Annotated in this window: 18 protein-coding genes; 10 read left to right on the top strand and 8 right to left on the bottom strand. The window is 48.4% G+C overall.

The features are described from left to right. Nucleotides 1-145: 145 nt before the first annotated feature. From AK963_RS14370 to rnhB, 4 genes are read left to right on the top strand one after another with little or no spacing between them, the layout of a single operon-like run. A complete protein-coding gene (locus tag AK963_RS14370; protein WP_274520523.1) occupies nt 146-337 on the top strand; it encodes a hotdog family protein in 192 nt (63 codons plus the stop codon). 53 nt (nt 338-390) lie between these two features. Beyond that, the gene (lpxA, locus tag AK963_RS14365; RefSeq protein WP_066016144.1) at nt 391-1,173 is read left to right on the top strand and encodes an acyl-ACP--UDP-N-acetylglucosamine O-acyltransferase; all 783 of its coding nucleotides are present in this window, start codon (nt 391-393) and stop codon (nt 1,171-1,173) included. Continuing rightward, nucleotides 1,173-2,369, top strand: coding sequence for a lipid-A-disaccharide synthase (gene lpxB, locus AK963_RS14360; protein ID WP_066016138.1), 1,197 nt, complete (start codon nt 1,173-1,175; stop codon nt 2,367-2,369). The genes lpxA and lpxB overlap by 1 nt, the downstream gene beginning before the upstream one ends. Further along, a complete protein-coding gene (gene rnhB, locus AK963_RS14355; protein WP_139117414.1) occupies nt 2,366-2,983 on the top strand; it encodes a ribonuclease HII in 618 nt (205 codons plus the stop codon). Before lpxB ends, rnhB begins: the two co-directional genes overlap by 4 nt. Before the next feature lie 65 nt (nt 2,984-3,048). Here the strand turns inward: rnhB and AK963_RS14350 are convergent, their stop codons facing one another. The 3 genes from AK963_RS14350 to AK963_RS14335 all read right to left on the bottom strand — a co-directional run bounded on the left by AK963_RS14350 (nt 3,049) and on the right by AK963_RS14335 (nt 6,845). Continuing rightward, nucleotides 3,049-4,365: a hypothetical protein gene (locus tag AK963_RS14350; protein WP_066016137.1), complete on the bottom strand. Its 1,317-nt coding sequence runs from the start codon at nt 4,363-4,365 to the stop codon at nt 3,049-3,051. A gap of 393 nt (nt 4,366-4,758) precedes the next feature. Then, nucleotides 4,759-5,541 carry a hypothetical protein gene (locus AK963_RS14340; protein WP_066016135.1) on the bottom strand — a complete coding sequence of 261 codons (783 nt, stop codon included), beginning with the start codon at nt 5,539-5,541 and terminating at the stop codon, nt 4,759-4,761. Nucleotides 5,542-5,663: 122 nt separating this feature from the next. Beyond that, entirely contained in the window at nt 5,664-6,845 is a 1,182-nt protein-coding gene (locus AK963_RS14335) for an SET domain-containing protein-lysine N-methyltransferase (protein ID WP_139117413.1), read from the bottom strand. 136 nt (nt 6,846-6,981) lie between these two features. Between AK963_RS14335 and dnaE the strand changes: the two genes are divergently transcribed. The 6 genes from dnaE to kdsA all read left to right on the top strand — a co-directional run bounded on the left by dnaE (nt 6,982) and on the right by kdsA (nt 17,610). Continuing rightward, on the top strand, nt 6,982-10,491 hold the full coding sequence (dnaE, locus tag AK963_RS14330; protein ID WP_066016133.1) for a DNA polymerase III subunit alpha: 3,510 nt from the start codon (nt 6,982-6,984) through the stop codon (nt 10,489-10,491). Nucleotides 10,492-10,607: 116 nt separating this feature from the next. Continuing rightward, nucleotides 10,608-12,248: an acyl-CoA dehydrogenase family protein gene (locus AK963_RS14325; protein ID WP_066016142.1), complete on the top strand. Its 1,641-nt coding sequence runs from the start codon at nt 10,608-10,610 to the stop codon at nt 12,246-12,248. A 304-nt stretch (nt 12,249-12,552) separates the two neighbouring features. Next, nucleotides 12,553-13,503, top strand: a complete 951-nt coding sequence (gene accA, locus AK963_RS14320; protein ID WP_066016141.1) for an acetyl-CoA carboxylase carboxyl transferase subunit alpha — start codon at nt 12,553-12,555, stop codon at nt 13,501-13,503. Beyond that, nucleotides 13,500-14,918 (top strand): tRNA lysidine(34) synthetase TilS, encoded by a 1,419-nt coding sequence (tilS, locus tag AK963_RS14315; RefSeq protein WP_066016132.1) that lies wholly within the window; start codon nt 13,500-13,502, stop codon nt 14,916-14,918. The genes accA and tilS overlap by 4 nt, the downstream gene beginning before the upstream one ends. 161 nt (nt 14,919-15,079) lie before the next feature. Further along, nucleotides 15,080-16,711, top strand: a complete 1,632-nt coding sequence (locus tag AK963_RS14310) for a CTP synthase (RefSeq protein ID WP_066016131.1) — start codon at nt 15,080-15,082, stop codon at nt 16,709-16,711. 47 nt (nt 16,712-16,758) lie between these two features. Continuing rightward, nucleotides 16,759-17,610: a 3-deoxy-8-phosphooctulonate synthase gene (gene kdsA, locus AK963_RS14305; protein ID WP_066016130.1), complete on the top strand. Its 852-nt coding sequence runs from the start codon at nt 16,759-16,761 to the stop codon at nt 17,608-17,610. 146 nt (nt 17,611-17,756) lie between these two features. Here the strand turns inward: kdsA and AK963_RS14300 are convergent, their stop codons facing one another. The 5 genes from AK963_RS14300 to AK963_RS14280 form a co-directional block, all read right to left on the bottom strand. Further along, nucleotides 17,757-18,059 carry a DUF6506 family protein gene (locus AK963_RS14300; protein WP_083232652.1) on the bottom strand — a complete coding sequence of 101 codons (303 nt, stop codon included), beginning with the start codon at nt 18,057-18,059 and terminating at the stop codon, nt 17,757-17,759. A 141-nt stretch (nt 18,060-18,200) separates the two neighbouring features. Continuing rightward, a complete protein-coding gene (pstB, locus tag AK963_RS14295) occupies nt 18,201-19,046 on the bottom strand; it encodes a phosphate ABC transporter ATP-binding protein PstB (protein ID WP_202969782.1) in 846 nt (281 codons plus the stop codon). Beyond that, nucleotides 19,043-19,885, bottom strand: coding sequence for a phosphate ABC transporter permease PstA (gene pstA, locus AK963_RS14290; RefSeq protein ID WP_066016129.1), 843 nt, complete (start codon nt 19,883-19,885; stop codon nt 19,043-19,045). Before pstA ends, pstB begins: the two co-directional genes overlap by 4 nt. A 10-nt stretch (nt 19,886-19,895) precedes the next feature. Beyond that, nucleotides 19,896-20,837: a phosphate ABC transporter permease subunit PstC gene (gene pstC, locus AK963_RS14285; RefSeq protein WP_020584376.1), complete on the bottom strand. Its 942-nt coding sequence runs from the start codon at nt 20,835-20,837 to the stop codon at nt 19,896-19,898. Between the two features lie 77 nt (nt 20,838-20,914). After that, nucleotides 20,915-21,127: a hypothetical protein gene (locus AK963_RS14280; RefSeq protein WP_066016128.1), complete on the bottom strand. Its 213-nt coding sequence runs from the start codon at nt 21,125-21,127 to the stop codon at nt 20,915-20,917. Between the last annotated feature and the right edge of the window lie 154 nt (nt 21,128-21,281).

Genomic DNA, 21,281 nt, shown 5'->3' with positions numbered 1-21,281 from the left:
ACTATGAAGATATTATCAATAAATGCTGTGAGGCATGGAATGAATTACTTTCTGAAGTTGGCCGATTGAAAAGTCTATGCTCCCGTTCATGGGCTGTTATTTCATAATTTAAAAATGGAATTGGTATAAGACGGATGGCGACACTATCTACTATTTTGCAGGAGTGGATAAAGTGCGTTTTCGCACGCCGGTAGTCCCTGGTGATCAATTGATTCTCCGTTCAAAACTGTTGGCACTGAAACGGGATATCTGGAAATTTGCCTGTGAGGCAGTGGTTGATGGTAATATTGTCTGCTCTGCAGAAGTTACGTGTGCAAGAAAGGAAATAAAATCTTGAGCGACACACTCTCCGTTACTGATTCTGAAGCTGCTAAGGCTGTTAAAGCAGATATTCATCCAACCGCTAAGGTTCATCCCACGGCTATTGTCGAGCCGGGTGTCCGCATTGGAGAAGACGTTGAAGTTGGGCCATGGACTTATATTGGATCAGGTGTTGAAGTGGGTATGGGTACCCGTATCAACTCTCATGTGGTGATCAAGGGGCCAACGGTTATCGGGAAAAATAACCGAATTTTCCAGTTTTCCAGTGTTGGTGAGGAATGTCAGGATAAAAAATACGCTGGTGAACCAACTCGTCTGGTGATTGGTGATAACAATATTATCCGGGAAGGCTGCACGATCCATCGAGGCACGATCCAGGATCAATGGCTGACTTCCATTGGCAGTAACAATTTGCTGATGGCTTACGTTCATGTGGCTCATGACTGTGTGATAGGCGACAACTGTATTATTGCCAATAATGTGGCGCTAGCTGGCCATGTTATTGTTGGTGATAGCGTAATCCTTGGTGGTTACACAACCGTACATCAGTTCTGCAAAATTGGTTCCTTCAGTATGAGTGCTGCCCATACGGCCCTCTTTAAAGATGTGCCGGCATTTATTATGTCCAGTGGTAACCCAGCTGAAGCCCATGGTATGAATTTTGAAGGCATGCGTCGTCGGGGATACGCTCCAGAACTGATCAGCAAACTGAGACAGTGCTACAAGATCATTTATCGTCAGGGGTTGAGAACGGCTGAAGCGATTGACCGCCTGGAGAGTATGGAACCATTGCCAGAAATTCAGCTTCTGATTGACTCTCTGAAGTCATCAACTCGTGGTATTACCCGGTGATGCAATCGACTGACTCTTTCTCCGGGTTATCATTACGTGTTGCAGTGGTTGCAGGGGAAGCCTCAGGGGATATTCTTGGGGCTGGGCTGATCCGGGAAATTAAGCGACATTATCCAGATGCTTACTGTTATGGTATTGGCGGTCCTTTAATGCAGTCAGAGGGCTTTGACAGCTTATTCCCGATGGAGCGGCTGTCGGTGATGGGGCTGGTTGAGGTTCTGGGGCGTCTTCGTGAACTGCTTGGTATTCGAAAACAGTTACGAGAGCGGCTGATTGCTGATCAGCCCGATGTATTTATTGGTATTGATGCCCCTGATTTTAATCTGGCCCTTGAGCGCAAGCTGAAAGCTTCCGGTATTCCAACAGTACATTATGTCAGCCCTCAGGTATGGGCCTGGCGTGAAGGTCGTCTGAAGAAAATCCGGCACTCTGTCGATCATATGCTGGCACTGCTGCCGTTTGAAGTGGATTATTACAGGGATCACAATGTACCGGTGACGTTTGTTGGTCACCCTCTGGCTGACCAGATTTCGATGAACCCTGATCAAGACGCTGCCAGACAGACTCTGGGTGTCAGTAATGGTGGTGGACCGGTGATCGGGCTCCTGCCAGGAAGTCGTAAAACCGAGGTTTCTAAACTTGGTCAATTATTTCTTGAGACAGCTCGCCTGCTCAGGAAAGATTTTCCAGATGCCCGCTTTTTAATTCCCTGTGCCAATGAGCGACGAAAAAAGCAGCTCCTGCCTATTGTCAATGAGTTTCCGGATCTTGACGTAACGGTCTATGATGGTCAGGCGCAGTCGGTCATGGCCGCATCGGATGCGATTCTGATCGCCTCGGGGACTGCTGTTCTTGAAGCTGCACTGCATAAAAAGCCGCTGGTTGTCAGTTATAAAATGGCACCGCTGAGTTTTGCCATTATCAGCCGGATGGTTAAGGTCAAATATGTCTCTCTGCCAAACCTTCTGGCAGACAGAGAATTGGTACCTGAAGTGTTACAGGGCGATGCTACACCTGAGAACCTTCGAGTTGTTATGAAAAGGGCGATTGAAGATCAGGAGTACCGGGGGGCTTTGAAACAGTCTTTCATGGAAATTCACCATCAACTGAAGCAGGATGCCAGCAGGTTGGCTTTTGAAGCGGTTATGTCAGTCATTCAGCAGGCTAATGGGCTTAAGCGGGTAGATAGTCAATGATGCAAAATCAATTTGACTGGAGTGAAACCAGTGAGACAGGAATCATTATTGCCGGCGTTGATGAAGTTGGCAGAGGCCCATTGTGTGGGCCAGTGATTTCAGCTGCAGTAATCCTGGATCCTACTCGCCCAATTGAAGGTTTGAATGATTCTAAAAAACTGTCGGAAAAAAGGCGCGAGGAGCTATTTGACGTTATTTGTCAAGATGCCCTGGCCTGGTCTCTGGGCAGGGCAGATGTCGCAGAAATCGATGGTCTGAATATTCTCCATGCAACCATGCTTGCCATGCAGCGGGCTGTTGAGGGTTTATCGGTTAAACCAGAGCTGGCTTATATTGATGGTAACCGCTGCCCAAATCTTTCCTGTCGTGCTGAGGCTATTGTAAAAGGCGATAGTCGTGTTCCTGAGATTGCTGCGGCATCTATTATTGCCAAGGTGACCCGCGACCGGGAAATGGTGATTATGGATAGGGAGTGGCCGGGTTATGGAATCGCAGGGCATAAAGGTTATCCTACGAAGGTTCATATGGAGGCGTTAAGAAAGCTGGGTCCAGCACCCGTTCATCGTCGTTCCTTCAAGCCGGTTCGAGAACTCATATCTGATTTGGTCAGTTAAGGTTTAATCTAATATGTGGGTAGAGTTCAACAGGATTGCCATGATATCCGATTGTTTTTGATCTATCAGTCTGATGCTTCCAATACTTTTACCACTTCATATATTGCATAGTGCGGCAAAAATTTGGGAAATGCGCTGATAGCGCCTTCAACTCTTCCGATTTTTTCGTCATCATGAAGCCGCCACCCGGCTTCACCCTCTCGAATGGCTGCCACGTAATGCCCTCTGTTTGCCTTTCTGCCCCTGTGGAGACAGACAGCTTTGGGTCGCAGGGTTAGCTCATAAAGCTTGTCTAGCAAAAATTCAGAGCTTGCACCTCGATGTCTGAGTTTGATTTTTATATCTTGACCAAAATCGTTATGCATGGATTTTCCATATTTGACATCTTTTGATATGGTTTTACCAGTCCACTCGACTAGTTTGAAACAGACAGTTAATCTATTCAGTTCCTCCAGATTGGCATAATAGGTCTTACTAATTTCTCCATCATCTCCAGGATAGGTCGTATCTTTTAAGGCGAGAGAAACCCCTGTCTGGATAGTAAATGGTGTGCCACTCTTAACCTTCTCAACAAAGATATGGTTTTCAGCTGTAAACTGATTGTCTTCATGGCAATGGGCAGATTTTTTATTAACAGTACGACAGAATACATTAAATCTGTCCGGCTTGGCCTGAAATAGCAGTTCGCTTAATAAGAGGTAGAGCTGTTGAGAGTCTTGTTGTTTTATTCCCCGAGGATATCTTGAATCAAACAAGTCTCTGAATTGAGGCTCATATTTTCCATAAGCTATAGAGCGCCGGATAAAATTTAAGATGATCTCATCTATATTGTCAGAACTGTCGTGTTTTATTCTTTTTTGTAGCTCGATAAAGGCATACACCAGAGCCAGTTTATTGAGTGTTTTCTCTTTTTGTGCATAACTCCGCTCTGCTCCAGAGCTATATTCCTGTTGATGTAATCTCTGTAATTCAGATTCTAAAATTCTTCCTGCCTTTATAACATATTTGCTATCTATGGAAAGACAGGCCAGTTTGACTGCACTGTTAATAAAACACGTATTGTTAAAATTAGGCAGTCCTGTTCTACAGTAATTTGAACTGTATCTTTGGTCTATTTTTTTTACATCCTGTATCAGATTTTTTACTGATGCGTCCCTTGCAGAAACAGAACGCAGCGTTTTGAATATGGTTGATTTTTCCAGGTTTGGGTGATTAATCAATAAGTGCGCCATTGCTTCATGGGTTACCCTTCTCTTTTTGAAAAATGCCAAAAAGCCTCGTCTTATTCCTTGGGCTGTACTTTCTGCTGTCTGGTAGGCATATATACTGGCGTCTTTGCCAGTTAGCAGCAGTTGATTACTGTCCTGGCATTTTATTCCCATTTTATAGGCCTTTAAGGTAACTGACAGAGTAATATCGGCTGTCTGCCATTGGTATAAAGTTCCCTAAGGATGGTATGAGTGTGCTGTAATAATCGGCTTATGGGAAAGCTTGGGTACTGTGTCAAGCAGTCTTGAACAACAGGTTTTCAGCTGGATAATGGTTAAGTTATCAAACTTATTGGCTAAGAATAAATCAATAGTTGTTAGTACCCGAAACTCACCTGCTGTAAGGAACTTATCATAAAGCCAGCAATTGTCCCCCGGAGTTTTCAGCGACTTCTGATTTTGCAGAAGTTGCCTGTAAGCGTTGCTGATGGCAGGTTTGCTTATGTTCTGTCGAGAATAAGGGGGCGTGTAATTTGGCTGGGATCTTCCTATAAAATCGTCACTCATTCAGGACTGTGAAAGAACGACCGAACTCTGTAGGACAGGTTTGGCTTCTTTCTTTTTCTGAAGTGTTTTTCGGGCTTCCTGTAATCGATGTTTAAGCTCAAGTTGTTTATTTTTATAAAGATCTACCCGTTTTGAATAAATGGTTGCCATCAGTCCAAGAGTGCTTATGGGTATAGTCACATGTGCTGTGTAAAGCATTCTCATTGGAAGGCTGACACAGTGATGACAGGCAGGGAAGAGCCATGCCCCCAGAAGTGTCATGCCCAGTGTAGAAACGATGGTAATCAGTCCTGGCGTAACCAGTTCTTCAACAGGGAGTTGGGGCAGGTTTTCAGGAAAGTAGTTGGACAATCCTAAAAGAGCACCCACAGCAAGACCTGGTATTGCCGTATTGATGATTCCTATCAAAACGGCATTTATCCATGCTGAACCGCTGACTACCATTCCGGTATAGAATTCGGGCCTGAAAAACCAGGCTATCTGTGCATGAGCTACACCATAGGCAATGGTACCCAGTAAACCTGAAATTGCAAATTTGGTGGGAGAGTCCAGTTGGCCTGACTGCTCCAGTTTGTCCAGTTCTTTACTGACTCGTTCTATCTCGTCCAAAATCTGTTCTTCTGAAACCTGATTGGAGGTGTCTGTTTCACCTGTCTGAAAGTGATAGGTGTTATTGTTTTTCGGGGTATGAGCAGCCACCTGATCTGTTTCATAGGCTGACGTATCGCCATAAACACTGCTTATTGAAAAAATGGAAAGTAGAAAAACTATTCGTATGGTCATGGGAAAGATTGCTCTCACGGGTTGATACCAGGGGCATCGGATAATAACGGTTTAGATCGAAGTGTTGTAAATTGGTTCCCTGTATAACCTGTGGTGACGGCTTTATATTTGTGCTGGCCCTGCTAGCAGCCCTTCCAGTAATATTGACCATAGTCGATAAGCACTTCGGTGTTTTTTTGGATTTCACTGATGCTGATGACAAATATATAGGGCCAGCCCTGGTAAACAATCAGCGCGAAGCAGGCATTGTCGTTTAGAATCGGGTCATCTTTGGAATATGTGGTGTTTGCATTAATACAGAGCGTGATATTTCCATGTCCATAACCACACAGATCAATCTGCATACTATCAATTGAACAGTCAACTGCATAACGGCCAACATTTGAGCCATAATAAGCTTTTTCCCTGAGAATATCGGAGCCAATACAGTAGACCCCTGAATAAGGTGCAATGACAGAGTAGGGGGGGATATCTCTGGCTGCAAGAACACCGTACTGCCCATGCAGTTTTTGGCGTGGGTCTGAATTATTTATGGTTATGGGCTGTAACAAGGCATCAATGGAGTTCTTGCGGCCACTTGCACTGAGGGATAGCCAGTGCTCAATGGTTTTGCCCCAATAGTCTGGGTTCAGTAGGTTGTGATTTTCAAAATCAGCGCGTACTGATTTTTTGACTTGTTCCGGTAATATTACTTTGGTCTTGTTTTTTCCTTGTCTTAAGGATTTTTTAAGGATTTCAGCATTTTTCCCAAGAGAAAATAATGGAGCTTTGTTGTCCCAATATTTTGTAAGAACTATTTTTTTCTTCTTTTTATTTCTTTTCTTTTGTTTATTTTTGATTTGATGGTTTTTGCTTTTGGCTTTTATGATTGTTTTATCAAGTAGCTGTTGAAACACAAGTGGCGTATGTTCAATTTTTTGTTTGATAAGATGTAGCTGGCTTTCTGGGTGTGGTAATTGCTCGATATAAGGTATGTGATGCGTTGGCTTTTTCAGGTTTATCGTGTCCTCTTTATCTTTTCGATCGTTTAGATGTTTTGGGTTGGCTTTTTGAGTAACTTGTTTTCTTCGTGCTAATGGTGTTTCCATACTTGGATTTGTTATTGTTTTTTGTTGCAATTGATTTGTTCTGTTTTTAATGTCTGCGATATTTCTCTGCACGTTTGTGCATAATATTTCTTGTTTTGAAAGATGTTGTATTTTAGTTGGCGTATTAATTGGATTGCTCATTGTTATTAATGGTGGATTGTTTGTGTCTGGTTTTTTAGTATTGGGAATCTTATAGTGTTGACTGATGCTTTTCAAATATGCGTCATTTCCCTTTTTGCATTTATTGCGTACTTATTTAATAAGTGTTGAATATTTCGTTAAATATTAATTTGTTAGGTGTGTCCCTTCATTGTTATCATAACCTGATTGCCATTCAGGACTTTCCCCATCCATGACAGCACGATTTATCCACTTACGGGTGCATACCGAGTTTTCTCTCAGCGACGGGCTGGTGCGTATAAAACCGCTGATCAGTTCCATTTCGGGCTCTGGTGCTCCAGCAGTCGCGGTGACCGACCAGTCCAACCTCTGTTCGCTGGTGAAGTTCTATTCGGGAGCCATGGGAGCGGGTATCAAGCCGATTTGTGGCGCTGACCTCTGGGTAGAAAACCCGGTGGATGAGCATGCACCGTCCCGTCTGGTGCTGCTGTGTATGGATGAGCAGGGCTATCACAACCTGACAGAGCTGATCTCCAGGGCGTTTATGGAAAATCAGCATCATGAGAAGGCCCTGGTAAAACGTGAGTGGATCATGGCCCAGTCGGAAGGGCTGATTGCCCTCTCTGGTGCTAGGGAAGGGGAGATTGGTCGGGCACTGGTGGCTGGTAAGAAGCAGTTTGCCAGTGACTTGCTCCAGGAGTGGATGGGCGCGTTTCCTGATCGCTTCTACCTTGAATTACACCGTACCAACCGGGCAGGGGATGAAGAATGCGTTCATGGATCGGTGAATCTGGCGGCGGAATTAAACTGTCCTGTGGTGGCGACCAATGATGTGATGTTCATGACCCGGGATGATTTTGAAGCTCATGAGTCCCGGGTATGCATCGGTGAGAGTGTGGTTCTGGATGACCCTCGACGTGAACATCGTTACAGTGAAGAGCAGTACCTGAAATCTGAAGAAGAGATGGTTGAACTGTTCTCGGATATTCCTGAGGCACTGGCCAACTCTGTTGCCATTGCCCAGCGCTGTTCAGTGAATGTCAAACTGGGAGAGTACTTCTTGCCGGAATATCCGGTGCCTGAAGGGAAAACCATGGATCAGTTTTTCCGTGAGTTCTCCCATGACGGCCTGACCGAAAGACTGGAGTTTCTGTTTGATACTTCGGCACCCGATTTTCCGGAAATCGAAAAAACTTATCGGGACCGACTGGACTTTGAGCTGAATACCATTCTTCAGATGGGGTTTCCGGGTTACTTCCTGATCGTAATGGACTTTATACAGTGGTCCAAAAATAATGGTATTCCGGTGGGCCCTGGCCGGGGTTCCGGTGCGGGGTCTCTGGTAGCCTATGCCCAGAAAATCACCGACCTTGATCCAATCAAGTATGACCTGCTGTTTGAGCGATTCCTGAATCCTGAACGGGTATCGATGCCCGACTTTGACGTTGACTTCTGTATGGAAGGGCGGGACCGGGTCATTGATTATGTGGCCCGAACCTACGGGCGTAACGCGGTTTCCCAGATCATCACCTTCGGTACCATGGCGGCCAAGGCGGTGGTTCGGGATGTGGCCCGTGTCCAGGGTAAATCCTATGGTCTGGCGGATCGTCTTTCCAAAATGATCCCTTTTGAAATCGGTATGACTCTCAGCAAGGCCTATGAGCAGGAAGAGGCGATCCGGGAATTTCTGGAGACCGATGAAGAGGCCGCTGAAATCTGGGAGATGGCGCTTAAGCTGGAAGGTGTGACTCGAAATGTGGGTAAGCACGCCGGTGGTGTGGTTATTGCGCCCACCAAGCTGACGGACTTCGCACCGCTCTACTGTGATGAGCACGGTAAAGGGGTGGTAACCCAGTATGACAAGAATGACGTGGAATACGCGGGCCTGGTTAAGTTCGACTTCCTTGGCCTGCGTACGCTGACCATTATTGACTGGGCCCTGAAATTGATTAACCCGCGCCGTGAGCAGCGGGGTGAAGAGCCGTTGGCGATTGAAGCCATTGACCTTGAAGATAAAAGCTCCTACGACATGCTGAAGCGGGCTGAAACCACGGCGGTATTCCAGCTGGAATCCCGTGGAATGAAAGATCTGATTAAGCGACTCCAGCCTGACTGCTTCGAAGATATCATCGCACTGGTAGCCCTGTTTCGTCCTGGTCCGTTGCAGTCAGGAATGGTGGACAACTTTATTAACCGTAAGCATGGTAGGGAGGAACTCTCTTTCCCAGATGCCCAGTATCAGCATGAGTGGCTTCAGCCAATTCTGCAGCCCACCTACGGTATTATCCTGTACCAGGAACAGGTTATGCAGATTGCCCAGGTGCTGGCTGGTTATACCCTGGGCGGTGCGGACATGCTTCGTCGTGCCATGGGTAAGAAAAAGCCGGAAGAAATGGCCAAGCAGAGGGCGGTCTTTGAAGAGGGTGCTATCAGCCAGGGAATTGATGGCGAGCTGGCCATGAAGATCTTTGACCTGGTAGAGAAGTTTGCGGGTTACGGCTTTAACAAATCTCACTCTGCAGCGTACGCCCTGGTCTCTTATCAGACGCTCTGGCTGAAGGCTCACTATCCATCGGAGTTTATGGCTGCGGTAATGAGCTCTGATATGCAGAATACCGATAAGGTGGTGACCTTTATCGAAGAGTGTCGGGATATGGGGCTTACCGTGCTTCCTCCCAGCGTTAACAGCGGCGAATATATGTTCGGCGTTAATGACGATGGGCATATCGTCTATGGTCTGGGGGCTATTAAAGGGGTGGGTGAAGGTCCTATTGAGGCTATTGTCAGGGCTCGAAATGAAGGTGGGCCATTTAAGGATCTGTTTGACTTCTGTGAGCGAGTGGATGCCAAAAGCATCAACAAACGGGTGCTCGAAGCGTTGATCAAGTCGGGAGCGCTGGACCTTCTTGGCCCTGCGCCTGAAAAGCCTGCGCAGTTGAATTTTAATCGAGCCGTACTTGAAGCGAGTCAGCTTGAGGCGATCAAGGCGGCAGATCAGGCGGCAAAAAGTCTGGATTCCGGTCATATGGATATGTTTGGCGCTTTGGTGCCTGCCGGAGAAGAAGATGTTTACGACACTTATCTGAAAACCAGCGAATGGACGGATAAGGTTCGACTTGGCGGCGAGAAAGATACCTTAGGCCTCTATCTGACTGGTCACCCTATAGATGAATACGAAAGTGAAATTCGGCACTTTATCCGAAACCGTATAAAGGATCTGCAACCCGCCCGCGGTGATAGCCAGAATATTGCCGGGCTGGTGGTGGATATGCGGGTTATGAAAAACAAGAAGGGGGACAAAATGGCATTTGTTACCCTGGATGATCGTACCGCACGGATTGAGGTGTCGTTTTTTGCTGATGTGTTTGCCGAGTATCAGCACCTTCTGCATAAAGATGCTGTGCTGGTGGTAGAAGGTGAAGTTACTTTTGATGATTACTCCGGTAGCCTGAAAGTCCGCTCGAAGAAAGTAATGAAAGTGGTGGATGCCCGCAGCCATTATGCCCGCCGCCTGGTGCTTGAGGTTTCTCATGAGCAGATTGATGGTCATTTTGGACGAAAGCTGTCGTCCATGCTGAGCGAACAGCCAGGGCGACTCCCAGTCAGAATTGATTACCGTCGGGAAGATGCCTGTGCCAGCCTGATGCTGGGCGAGCAATGGTTAGTTAGCCCCAGTGATGAACTGGTGCTGGAGCTCAGGCAGTGGCTTGGCAAGAATGCTGCGAAAGTTGAGTATGCCTGACAGAAAATAATGACGGTGCGGACTGGACTGAAGTAGATCTGAAGTGGGAGCTGCAGAGATTTTGCATTCTCCCTTTCCATAGAAAAACATAAGAAAGCTGAATGGGGAGTATGCTTATGAATAGCCCCTCTGTGACCGCTGGAACTCATACCGTTTTCAATCAGCCTCCACCTCTGGATCCTTATAATCTCTTTTCCACAGATACGTCGTTAAAGGAAGCGTTGTCTCCACTGTCCTGGGCTGAGCCTCTGCTGAAGGATTACGGTCATCTGGCAGGTCATGAATTTTTTTCAGCGGGCTTCCTTGCCAATCAAAACCTGCCCCTGTTGCGAACCCATGACCGGTTTGGCAACCGAATTGACCGGGTTGATTTTCATCCGGCCTATCATCAGCTGATGAAAGCAGCCATAGAACATGGCCTGCCATCATTACCCTGGAGTAATACGAATCCTGGTACTCACGTCGCTCGAGCTGCCATGATGTATCTGCATAATCAGGTTGAAGCCGGTACCTGCTGTCCTCTCACCATGACCTTTGCTGCAGTGCCTGTTCTGAATCAGCAGCCCCTGGCCAGAAGCTGGTTACCGTTGATGACCTCCCGGCAGTACGATCCAGACGATAAACCCTGGTATGAAAAGCCGGGTGTTACGGTGGGCATGGCCATGACGGAGAAGCAGGGCGGAACTGATGTACGTGCCAATACGACCCGTGCAGTGCCGCTTGGCAAAGGTGGGCCGGGGGGGCTTTACGCTCTGACCGGACATAAATGGTTCTGCTCGGCCCCAATGAGTGATGGATTTCTGGTGCTGGCCCAGGCATCAAAAGGACTGTCGTGTTTTTTACTGCCCCGGTGGCGTGAGGATGGCCAGCAAAATGGTTTGTATATTCAACGGTTGAAAGACAAGCTGGGGAATCGCTCCAATGCCTCTGCTGAGTTGGAGTTTCAGGACGCCCATGGCTGGTTGATTGGCGAAGAGGGGCGTGGGGTTCATACCATTATTCAGATGGTGGCGCTGACGCGATTTGATTGTATCACCGGCTCTGCAGCCCTGATGCGCCAGGCCATTGCTCAAGCTGTACACCACTGCAGTTACCGTCAGGTTGCCGGTAAAGTGTTAACCGGGCAGCCACTGATGGAGAATGTTCTGGCAGATCTGATTCTGGAAAGTGAGGCTGCTCTGGCGTTCAGCCTGCGGGTTGCCCGGAGCCTTGATTGTCCTGATGATGAGTCCGAGCAGCTGTTTTGTCGAATTGCGACAGCGGTTGGAAAGTACTGGGTCTGTAAACGGGCGATCGGACATATTAATGAGGCTCAGGAGTGTCTTGGTGGAGCTGGTTATGTGGAAGAGTCAATTTTGCCTCGGCTTTATCGTGAAGCACCGGTCAATTCCATATGGGAAGGCAGCGGAAATGTTCAGTGTCTGGATGTTCTGAGAACACTGCAACGACAGCCTGATTCACTGGATGTCCTGTTTGCTGAGCTGGAAAAGTCTTCCGGAGCGGACACTCAGTTGGATCAGTGTGTTACCGACTTGAAAAATGACCTTGTAAATCCCGTTAACACTCACTATCAGGCTCGCCGACTGGTTGAAAGTCTGGCGATTTGTCTGCAGGCAAGCCTGTTGCTGCAGTCCGGCAATGGACTCGTGGCCAGTAGCTTTCTGAGGGGGCGACTGAATAGAGTCGGGCTGGCCTATGGCACATTACCGGTGGGAATTGCCTGTCGAGATCTGATAGAAAGAGCCAGTCCGAGGTAGTTTTGTGGCGAGCACAAATGGCCATTCTTTAAAGTATTGCTCTTTTATTGTGCCCGAGGACTACAATACCGTTGATTTGTTTACAGGCGATTACGCTTTTTAACTCGACTTTCCGGCGGTGTTTACGTATTTTGATCCCTATTTACTATCCGGCCATGATTAAGCGGAGCCTGAGAGACAATCCGGTCACCCATGACAGGACAGACAAAACTGTCAGATACGAGGGAGTCGTTGGGATTGCCGGGCAGCGGGTTGTGCTGGTGGCAAACAGCCTTGAGCGTCTCTGAATAGATAAGTGGATTTCATGAACCCGAATTACCTGGATTTTGAACAGCCAATTGCTGAACTGGAAGCCAAGATAGAAGAGCTTCGGCTGGTCAGCAGCGATGCAGAACTGAATATTACAGAAGAGATTGCGACACTGCAGGATAAGTGCCGCAGTCTGACGGACTCTATTTTCAGCAACCTTTCATCATGGCAGGTAGCACAGCTGGCCAGACATCCCAGAAGGCCTTATACGCTGGACTACATCCGCCATATTTTTACCGAGTTTGATGAACTCCATGGTGATCGCCATTTTGCTGATGACCCTTCCATTGTTGGTGGTATGGCTCGGTTGGATGGTCGTCCGGTTATGGTCATTGGCCATCAGAAAGGGCGTGAGATCGAGGAGAAGGTTCGCCGGAATTTTGGTATGCCAAAACCGGAAGGTTACCGCAAAGCCTGCCGCCTGATGGAAATGGCTGAGCGTTTCAATATGCCTATCCTGACATTTATTGATACTCCGGGAGCGTATCCTGGTATCGGGGCCGAGGAACGTGGGCAGAGTGAAGCGATTGCCTACAATCTGGCGGTCATGTCACGTCTGAAAGTGCCGGTGATTTCCACAGTTATTGGTGAAGGTGGTTCCGGTGGGGCATTGGCCATCGGCGTTTGCGATCATCTGGTGATGATGGGTTATTCAACATACTCCGTCATTTCACCTGAGGGCTGTGCATCTATCCTCTGGAAAAAAGCCGAGTATGCCTCTACCGCTGCTGAAGCCATGGGTGTGACCGCCGGTCGTTTGAAAGAGCTGGGTCTGGTGGATACCCTGGTGGAAGAGCCATTGGGTGGTGCACATCGTGACCCTGAAGCGGCGGCTGCCAGTTTGAAAGCAACACTGGTGAGTCAGTTGAATACACTTACAACGCTGGACAGCGATACCCTGCTGGAAAATCGTTATCAGAAGATCAGGGACTTTGGATCACTTTGATTTCAAAAACGATTTCAAAATCAAGTTCAGAGATCGTCTCCTGTCACCCACTCAGTCCTGAGTGGGTGCTTGGTCAATTATCTTCAAGTCTGCAGCTGCCAATACCTGAATGCCCTTTAACGGTTGCATTCAGTGGTGGTGTGGATTCTACCGTTTTACTCCATTTGCTGATCTGCCTGCGTGATAAGGGCGATATCTCTGATGTTTCTGCCGTTCATGTTCATCATGGTTTGAGTTGCTACGCTGATCAGTGGGCTGAGCACTGTCAGTCGGTATGTGAGCATTGGAAGGTGCCCTTGGCAATAGCCAGAGTGTCTCTGGAAAATGAGGGGTATGGTCTGGAACAGGCAGCAAGGGATGCTCGATACCAGGTATTTGTGAATGCCGTAAAAGAGGGTGGCTGCCTGCTGCAAGGGCATCATCGTGATGATCAAGCTGAAACGGTTCTGCTCAGGTTGTTCAGAGGAACCGGTGTTGATGGCATTCAGGGTATTCCTGGAAAAAGACCCCTGGGTAATGGGCTGTTGCTCCGCCCTTTATTGAATGTGCCGAGATCGGCGATTGAAGATTACGCCCGTTCAAATAGCCTCCAGTTTATTGAAGATGACAGCAATAAGGATGAGCGCTTTTCCCGAAACTTTCTCCGTCAGCGGCTGATACCCATGGTTGAAGAGCGCTGGCCGGGAGCCTCTGAACGGTTGGTTGAGTTTGTGCGGGAAGTGGGGCAGATGAATCAGAGCGTGCAGCAGCAAACTGCCGATCAGTTGGAAACGTGTATTGATTATCGTCCGCAATGGCTTCTTGATCAGCAACCGCTGATTAACATAGCCGCTATGAAGTTGCTTGATATCGGTTCCCAGCGACGCGTGGTTCGTGAGTGGTTGAAACTGCAGGAAATAAAACCCCCCTCCAGAGAAACGCTTGAGCAGATATTTTTTGAAGTGGTTGAGGCTCGAGTTGATGCAGAGCCTCTGCTGAGAATTTCAAATCGCTTTACACTGACTCGCTATCAACAAATGCTGGTGGTACTGGATGAAGAAATTCGCCTGAACGCATTTGAACCCATGTTATGGGACTGGCGCAAAGAGCCTGTGCTGGAGCTGGGAGATCGCTCTCTGATCTGTCGTTCCGTTCAGGAGAAAGAAGGTAGAGTCATTCAACTGCCACAAAAATCATTGCTGTTGAAACGTCGTTGCCACATATCAGGTGATGAAAAGTTTGCCATCGCTGGACGGCAAGGTCGAAAAACACTGAAAAAATGGCTTCAGGACTATAAAGTGCCACCCTGGTTGAGAGAGTATCTTCCGTTTATTTTTGATGGTGAGCAAATGGTAGCCGCTCCCGGTCTCTGGCGTTGTGTTGATGATGGTTCAGGCGATGTTGACGGTATTTCTCTCAGTTGGAAAAGCGCCTGACAACGCGAATGCCTTTCGGAAAACCGAGGGGGTATAATGGCTGATTATCCAACAATTAGCGGTATAACGGTTTTACGTTTACCGCCGGTTTTGGTATCCTGATATCCCATCTTGAGACTCTCTTTTCACCCCGCTTTAATTTAGATTCACAGCAGGTAAGCATGACGCGTTATATTTTCGTCACCGGCGGTGTTGTTTCCTCGTTAGGCAAAGGCATCGCATCGGCATCTCTCGCCGCCATTCTTGAGGCACGTGGTCTCAAGGTGACGATGCTCAAGTTGGACCCTTACATCAACGTTGATCCGGGTACCATGAGCCCTTTCCAGCATGGAGAGGTTTTCGTTACCGAAGATGGTGCAGAGACTGACCTGGACCTGGGTCATTACGAGCGTTTTATCCGTACCACCATGAAGCAGGGTAATAACTTTACCTCTGGCCGGATTTACCAGGACGTTCTGCGTAAAGAACGTCGTGGAGACTATCTGGGTGGTACCGTACAGGTTATTCCGCACATCACCGATGAGATCAAGCGCCGTGTGGTTAAAGGTGCTGGTGATGCGGACATCGCTCTGGTAGAAGTGGGTGGTACTGTTGGGGATATCGAATCCCAGCCATTCCTGGAAGCCATTCGTCAGTTGAAGGTGGAGCTGGGCTCTCAGCGTGCCATGTTGATGCACCTGACGCTGGTGCCTTACATCAAAACAGCCGGTGAAACCAAAACCAAACCAACCCAGCACTCCGTAAAGGAGCTTCGCTCTATCGGTCTTCAGCCAGATATTCTGGTGTGTCGCAGTGAGCATTACATTGATGCCTCTGCCCGCCGCAAGATTGCGCTGTTTACTAACGTAGAAGAGCGTGCGGTTATCTCCCTGGAAGATGCCGACAGTATTTACAAAATCCCACGCATGCTTCATGAGCAGGGGCTGGATCAGATTATTGTTGATCGCTTCAATCTGGGTTGTCAGGAAGCGAATCTCTCCGAGTGGGATGACGTGGTAGATCGTGAGTTTAATTACTCTGAAGAGATCACCATCGCCATGGTCGGCAAGTACATGGAACTGCTGGATGCCTATAAATCGCTGATTGAGGCGATCAAGCATGCCGGCCTGAAAACCCGTACCAAGGTCAATATTCGTTATATCGACTCTGAAACGATTGAGCAGGATGGCCTTTCCGCTCTTGAAGGTGTGTCTGCCATTCTGGTACCGGGCGGCTTTGGTCACCGTGGTGTTGAAGGCAAGATTGAAACCGTGCGCTATGCTCGTGAGAACAAGATTCCTTTCCTGGGTATCTGTCTTGGCATGCAGGTGGCTGTCATTGAATACGCTCGACATGTCGCTGGTCTGGAAGGTGCTAACAGTACTGAATTTGATCGTCAGGCGGCCCATCCGGTTGTTGGTCTGATCACTGAGTGGATCGATGCTGACGGTATGGTTGAAAAGCGTGACGAGGGCTCTGATCTGGGTGGAACCATGCGCCTGGGTGCTCAGAACTGTAACCTGGTTGCCGGTACTCACTCCCGTGAAGCATATGGTCAGGATGTCATTACCGAGCGTCACCGTCATCGTTATGAAGTGAATAACCATTACGTTGAGACACTGGAAGACGCTGGTCTTGTTATCGCCGGTCGTTCAGAAGACAACAGCCTGGTAGAGATTGTTGAGGTTAAAGATCATCCATGGTTTGTAGCCTGTCAGTTCCATCCGGAATTTACCTCAACGCCTCGTGATGGCCACGGTTTGTTTTCTGCCTTTATTAATGCAGCGCAGGCTTTCAAGCACGCTTCTAACTGAAGCCAGTTGAGAATGCCTGCTTTTGTAGAGAGTCAGAAGGAACGTTTGTGAAAAACAAAATTGTTGATGTTAATGGAATTCAGGTCGCTAATGATCTGCCGTTTGTCTTGTTTGCCGGGATGAATGTGCTGGAATCAAGAGACCTGGCCATGAAAGTAGCTGAGGAGTATGTAAGGGTTACTGAAAAACTCGGTATTCCTTATATCTTCAAGGCTTCTTTTGACAAGGCTAACCGTTCGTCAATTGCCTCCTATCGTGGTCCGGGTATTGATGAAGGGCTGAAAATTTTTCAGGAACTGAAAGCAACCTTTGGCTTTCCGGTCATTACCGATGTTCATGAACCTCATCAGTGCCAGTCTGTGGCTGAAGTGGTGGATGTGATTCAGCTGCCTGCGTTTCTGGCTCGTCAGACGGATCTGGTAGAAGCCATGGCAAAAACCGGTGCAGTCATTAATATCAAAAAGCCGCAGTTTCTCAGTCCTGGCCAGATGGGTAATATCACGGACAAATTCCGTGAAGCAGGCAATGATCGCCTGATTCTCTGCGAGCGTGGTGTGAATTTTGGCTACGACAACCTGGTGGTTGATATGCTCGGTTTTCACACCATGAAGCAGGTGAGCGGTGGTGCACCGGTGATCTTCGATGTGACTCACTCGCTGCAGTGCCGTGATCCAATGGGGGCTGCTTCCGGTGGCCGTCGTCATCAGGTGACTGAACTGGCCCGTGCCGGTATGGCGGTTGGTCTGGCAGGACTGTTCCTGGAAGCCCATCCAGACCCTGACAATGCCCGCTGTGATGGTCCTTCCGCTCTGCGTTTATCCATGCTTGAGCCATTCCTGGCTCAGATTAAAGCACTGGATGAGCTGGTGAAGTCATTCAAAGAGCTGGATACTAACTGATAAGTACTCTGCTTTCTCTCTGCTCCCACTTCTGGTTTTTAACATCCAGAGATGGGAGCTACTCAATTAAAAAATGCCGTATACTCCCCTAACGTATTATTATCGTCATCATCTGTGAACTTCACGAATAATTGTGGTTTGTATTTCTAAAGACCTAGCAAGTCAACCAGGGGTCTTCTGCTTTCAGGTCCGTAAAATACTGCACCTACAGGCACCCTGTTTTCGGTTTCTTCCTTAACCAATGCAATAATTTCAGCACTGGCCAGTCCTCCGCAGAGTTCAATCATCTGGACACCGTTTTTCTCAACCAGCTCTCTGGCAATATCTGCTGCAGTTTCCTTATGGGCCATATCTACTGCTGCACAGTAAAAATGGGCTGCCTCAGTAATATTTTCCTGAATTGACGATGTCTGTAATCCGGGCATGGCATAGATAAAAGCAAACTTCATCTGTACTCCTTTGAGTCCTGAGTAAAGAAGGTTGGATTTATAGGGAATTATGGATTGAAATTTTGGCAGAGAATAAAAGAAGTACAAGAAAGAGTATAAGAAGGAGAGGTTGAGGCTCCTCTCCTGATGCCGGGTAGGGTGTCAGCCAAAATTACCGGCAATATAGTCGCGGGTTTTCTGGTGGTCGGCGTTATGGAAGATTTTCTCGGTAGGGCCGAATTCCATCAATTCTCCCATGTACATAAAGCCCGTGTAGTCAGAGATGCGCATTGCCTGCTGCATATTATGGGTCACAATTACGATGGTGTACTTTTCCCGTAGCTCGGTAATCAGTTCTTCGATGGCTGCAGTGGCCAGGGGGTCCAGTGCGGATGTGGGCTCATCCATCAGAATGACTTCGGGCTTCAGGGCAATAGTACGTGCAATGCAGAGGCGCTGTTGTTGTCCGCCAGACAGGCTGCTGGCGTCGGCATCCAGTTTGTCCTTGACCTCTTTCCAAAGGTGGGCACGTTTCAGTGCCTTTTTGGCACGAACTGCCATTTGCGGGGCTGACATACCACCCTGCATCTTCAGGCCAAAGGTAATGTTGTCGTAGATGGACATGGGGAACGGGGTTGGCTTCTGGAAAACCATGCCGACCTTGGAACGCAATGCGTTTAAGTCCACATTGTTCTTGAGAATATCCTCGCCGTCTAATAATACTTCACCTTCCGCATGCTGAGTACCGTACAGGTCATAGATACGGTTCATGGTTCGCAGCAGTGTGGATTTACCACAGCCGGATGGGCCGATCAGTGCGGTGACCCGATTGTTGTAAATGGGCATATTGATGTTTTTTAACGCAGGCTCAGCGCCTTTGTTGTAGAAAAAATTCAGGCCATTGACTTCCATGCGCGGCATTGGACTGGCGCTACTCAGCTCAGTGACAGACGCGCTTTCTATTGGCTGGTTTGTCGGGTTTTGCTCGATCGCTACATTCATGGTCATTTGGCAGCCTTTCTTGCTTTCAGCCAGCGAGGTAACACGGTGGCCAGAATATTGATAATCAGAATAAAGGTGGTGATCAGCAGAGCGCCGGCCCAGGCCAGCTCGTTCCATGATTCGTAAGGGCTCATGGCGTACTGGTAAATGGTCACAGGCAGGTTGGCCATGGGCTGGCTCATGTCTGTGGTCATGTAGTTGCTGTTCAGTGCGGTAAATAACAGTGGTGCGGTTTCACCGGTAATACGGGCCATGGCCAGCAGTACGCCGGTGATAATGCCGGGCCCGGCAGCGCGATAGCATAGTTTGGTGATGACCTGCCAGCGGCGGGCACCCAGGCCGCTGCCCGCTTCTTTCAATGTGGTTGGCACCAGACGCAGCATCTCTTCAGTGGTGCTGACAATAATGGGCAATGCCAGAATGGCCAGAGCGGTTGCACCTGCCCAGCCAGAGAACGAGCCGGTGGTAACCACCACGATTTTATAAACGAACAGACCGATCAGGATTGATGGGGCGCTCATCAGCATGCCGTTCAGAAAGCGGAGCATCTCCGCTGCTTTTGATGACTTATTGCTCTCGGATAACCAAGTACCGGCGAGAATACCCAGCGGTGTGGCAATAACAATACCCAGCGTGGTAAGCATCAAGCTGCCAACAATGGCGTTTTTCAGTCCGCCATGACTGCCTGGCCCGGGTGTCAGTTCGGTAAAAATATGCAGTCCCATGCCGGCAATGCCCTTGCCAACCAGGCTGTACAGTACGCTGGATAAAACAACCAGACCAAACAGTGCTGAGAGTATGCAGAAACCGATAAAGGCCTGATTTTTGAGTTTTCGTAATGACATCACCGACTCCTTAACGCTTTCTCAACAGGATGCGCGCTGCACCCATCACCACAAAGGTCAGGATAAAGAGCACCAGCCCCAGACTGATCAAAGACGCAATGTGCAGTTCATTGGTGGCCTCATTGAATTGCTGTGCAATAGTGGAGGAGATGGAGCTGGCTGGCATAAAGAGCGATGTCTCAATGCGGTTGGCTCCGCCAATCACAAAAGCGACCGCCATGGTTTCACCCAGGGCACGGCCAAGACCCAGAATGCCGGCACCGACAGCGGCATTTTTGATGGTAGGCAGCAGTACCCGTGTAATGACTTCATAGGGTGTGGCGCCAATGCCGTAGGCTGCTTCACGAACCACATTCGGCACGGTTTTAAGGGCGTCTCGTGTCAGGGCGGTGATGATGGGCAGGATCATAAACGACAGAATGATACCGGCAGTCAGCAGGCCGATGCCGATGGGAGGACCATCAAACCAGGGGCCAATCAGGGGGATATTGACCAGATTCTCTAATGCCCAGAACTGGAAACCTTCAGAGAACCAGGGGGCAAAGACAAACAGTCCCCACATACCGTAGATAATACTGGGCACAGCAGCCAGCAGTTCAATGGCCATACCTACGGGCTTGCTGATCCACTCTGGCGCCAGTTCGGCCAGAAAGATGGCAGTGCCAAGGCCAACGGGAATAGCGATGACGATGGCGATCAGTGATGAAACCAGAGTGCCGTAAATAGCGGCTGCGGCACCAAATTCACCACCGACCGGATCCCAGGTATTGCTGAAGATAAAACCAGGGCCAAACTTGGCAAGTGCCTGCCAGCCACCATCGATCAGGGAGAGAATGATGCCGATCAGCACCAGGAAAATTAATACGGCGCTGGCAAAGCTGAGGCGATGGAAAATGGAATCGCCGTTGATTGCGCCAGGTCGTAATGTGAGAGCACTGGTAGTGGAATGCATAACTGTCAGGAGGGCAATGAGTCGTCGAGCTCATTACCCTGAGATCCTTCCTACTTTATTGAATAAACGTCACTGGGTTACTGGATGATGGCCGTGCCTTTATGGGTCAGCTGCTCTTTCCAGGTGTTTTCAACCAGTTCAATAACACTGTCTGGCATGGGGATGAAATCCAGTGCTTCTGCCAGCTCGCCACCGTTTTCATAACTCCAGTCAAAGAACTTGACGATCTCTCTGGCGCGGCTGGCATCGATCTGGTCCTTGTGCATAAGGATGAAAGTGGCAGCAGTCATTGGCCAGGAATCAGCACCGGGCTGGTTATACCAATTTCATTTTCAAAATATGTCACGAATTCTGCGATTGCCTTTATACTTTAAATAGCCTGTTGTTCATCCCGTTAATGTCATGCCTAAAACTCCCGATTTTCCTGAAAACTTTCACGATGCA

This window comes from Endozoicomonas atrinae (assembly GCF_001647025.1).
GTDB classification, from domain to species: Bacteria; Pseudomonadota; Gammaproteobacteria; order Pseudomonadales; family Endozoicomonadaceae; genus Endozoicomonas; species Endozoicomonas atrinae.
Note: the sequence above shows the minus strand (reverse complement) of the source record. Positions and strands in the feature narration are given on the sequence as shown.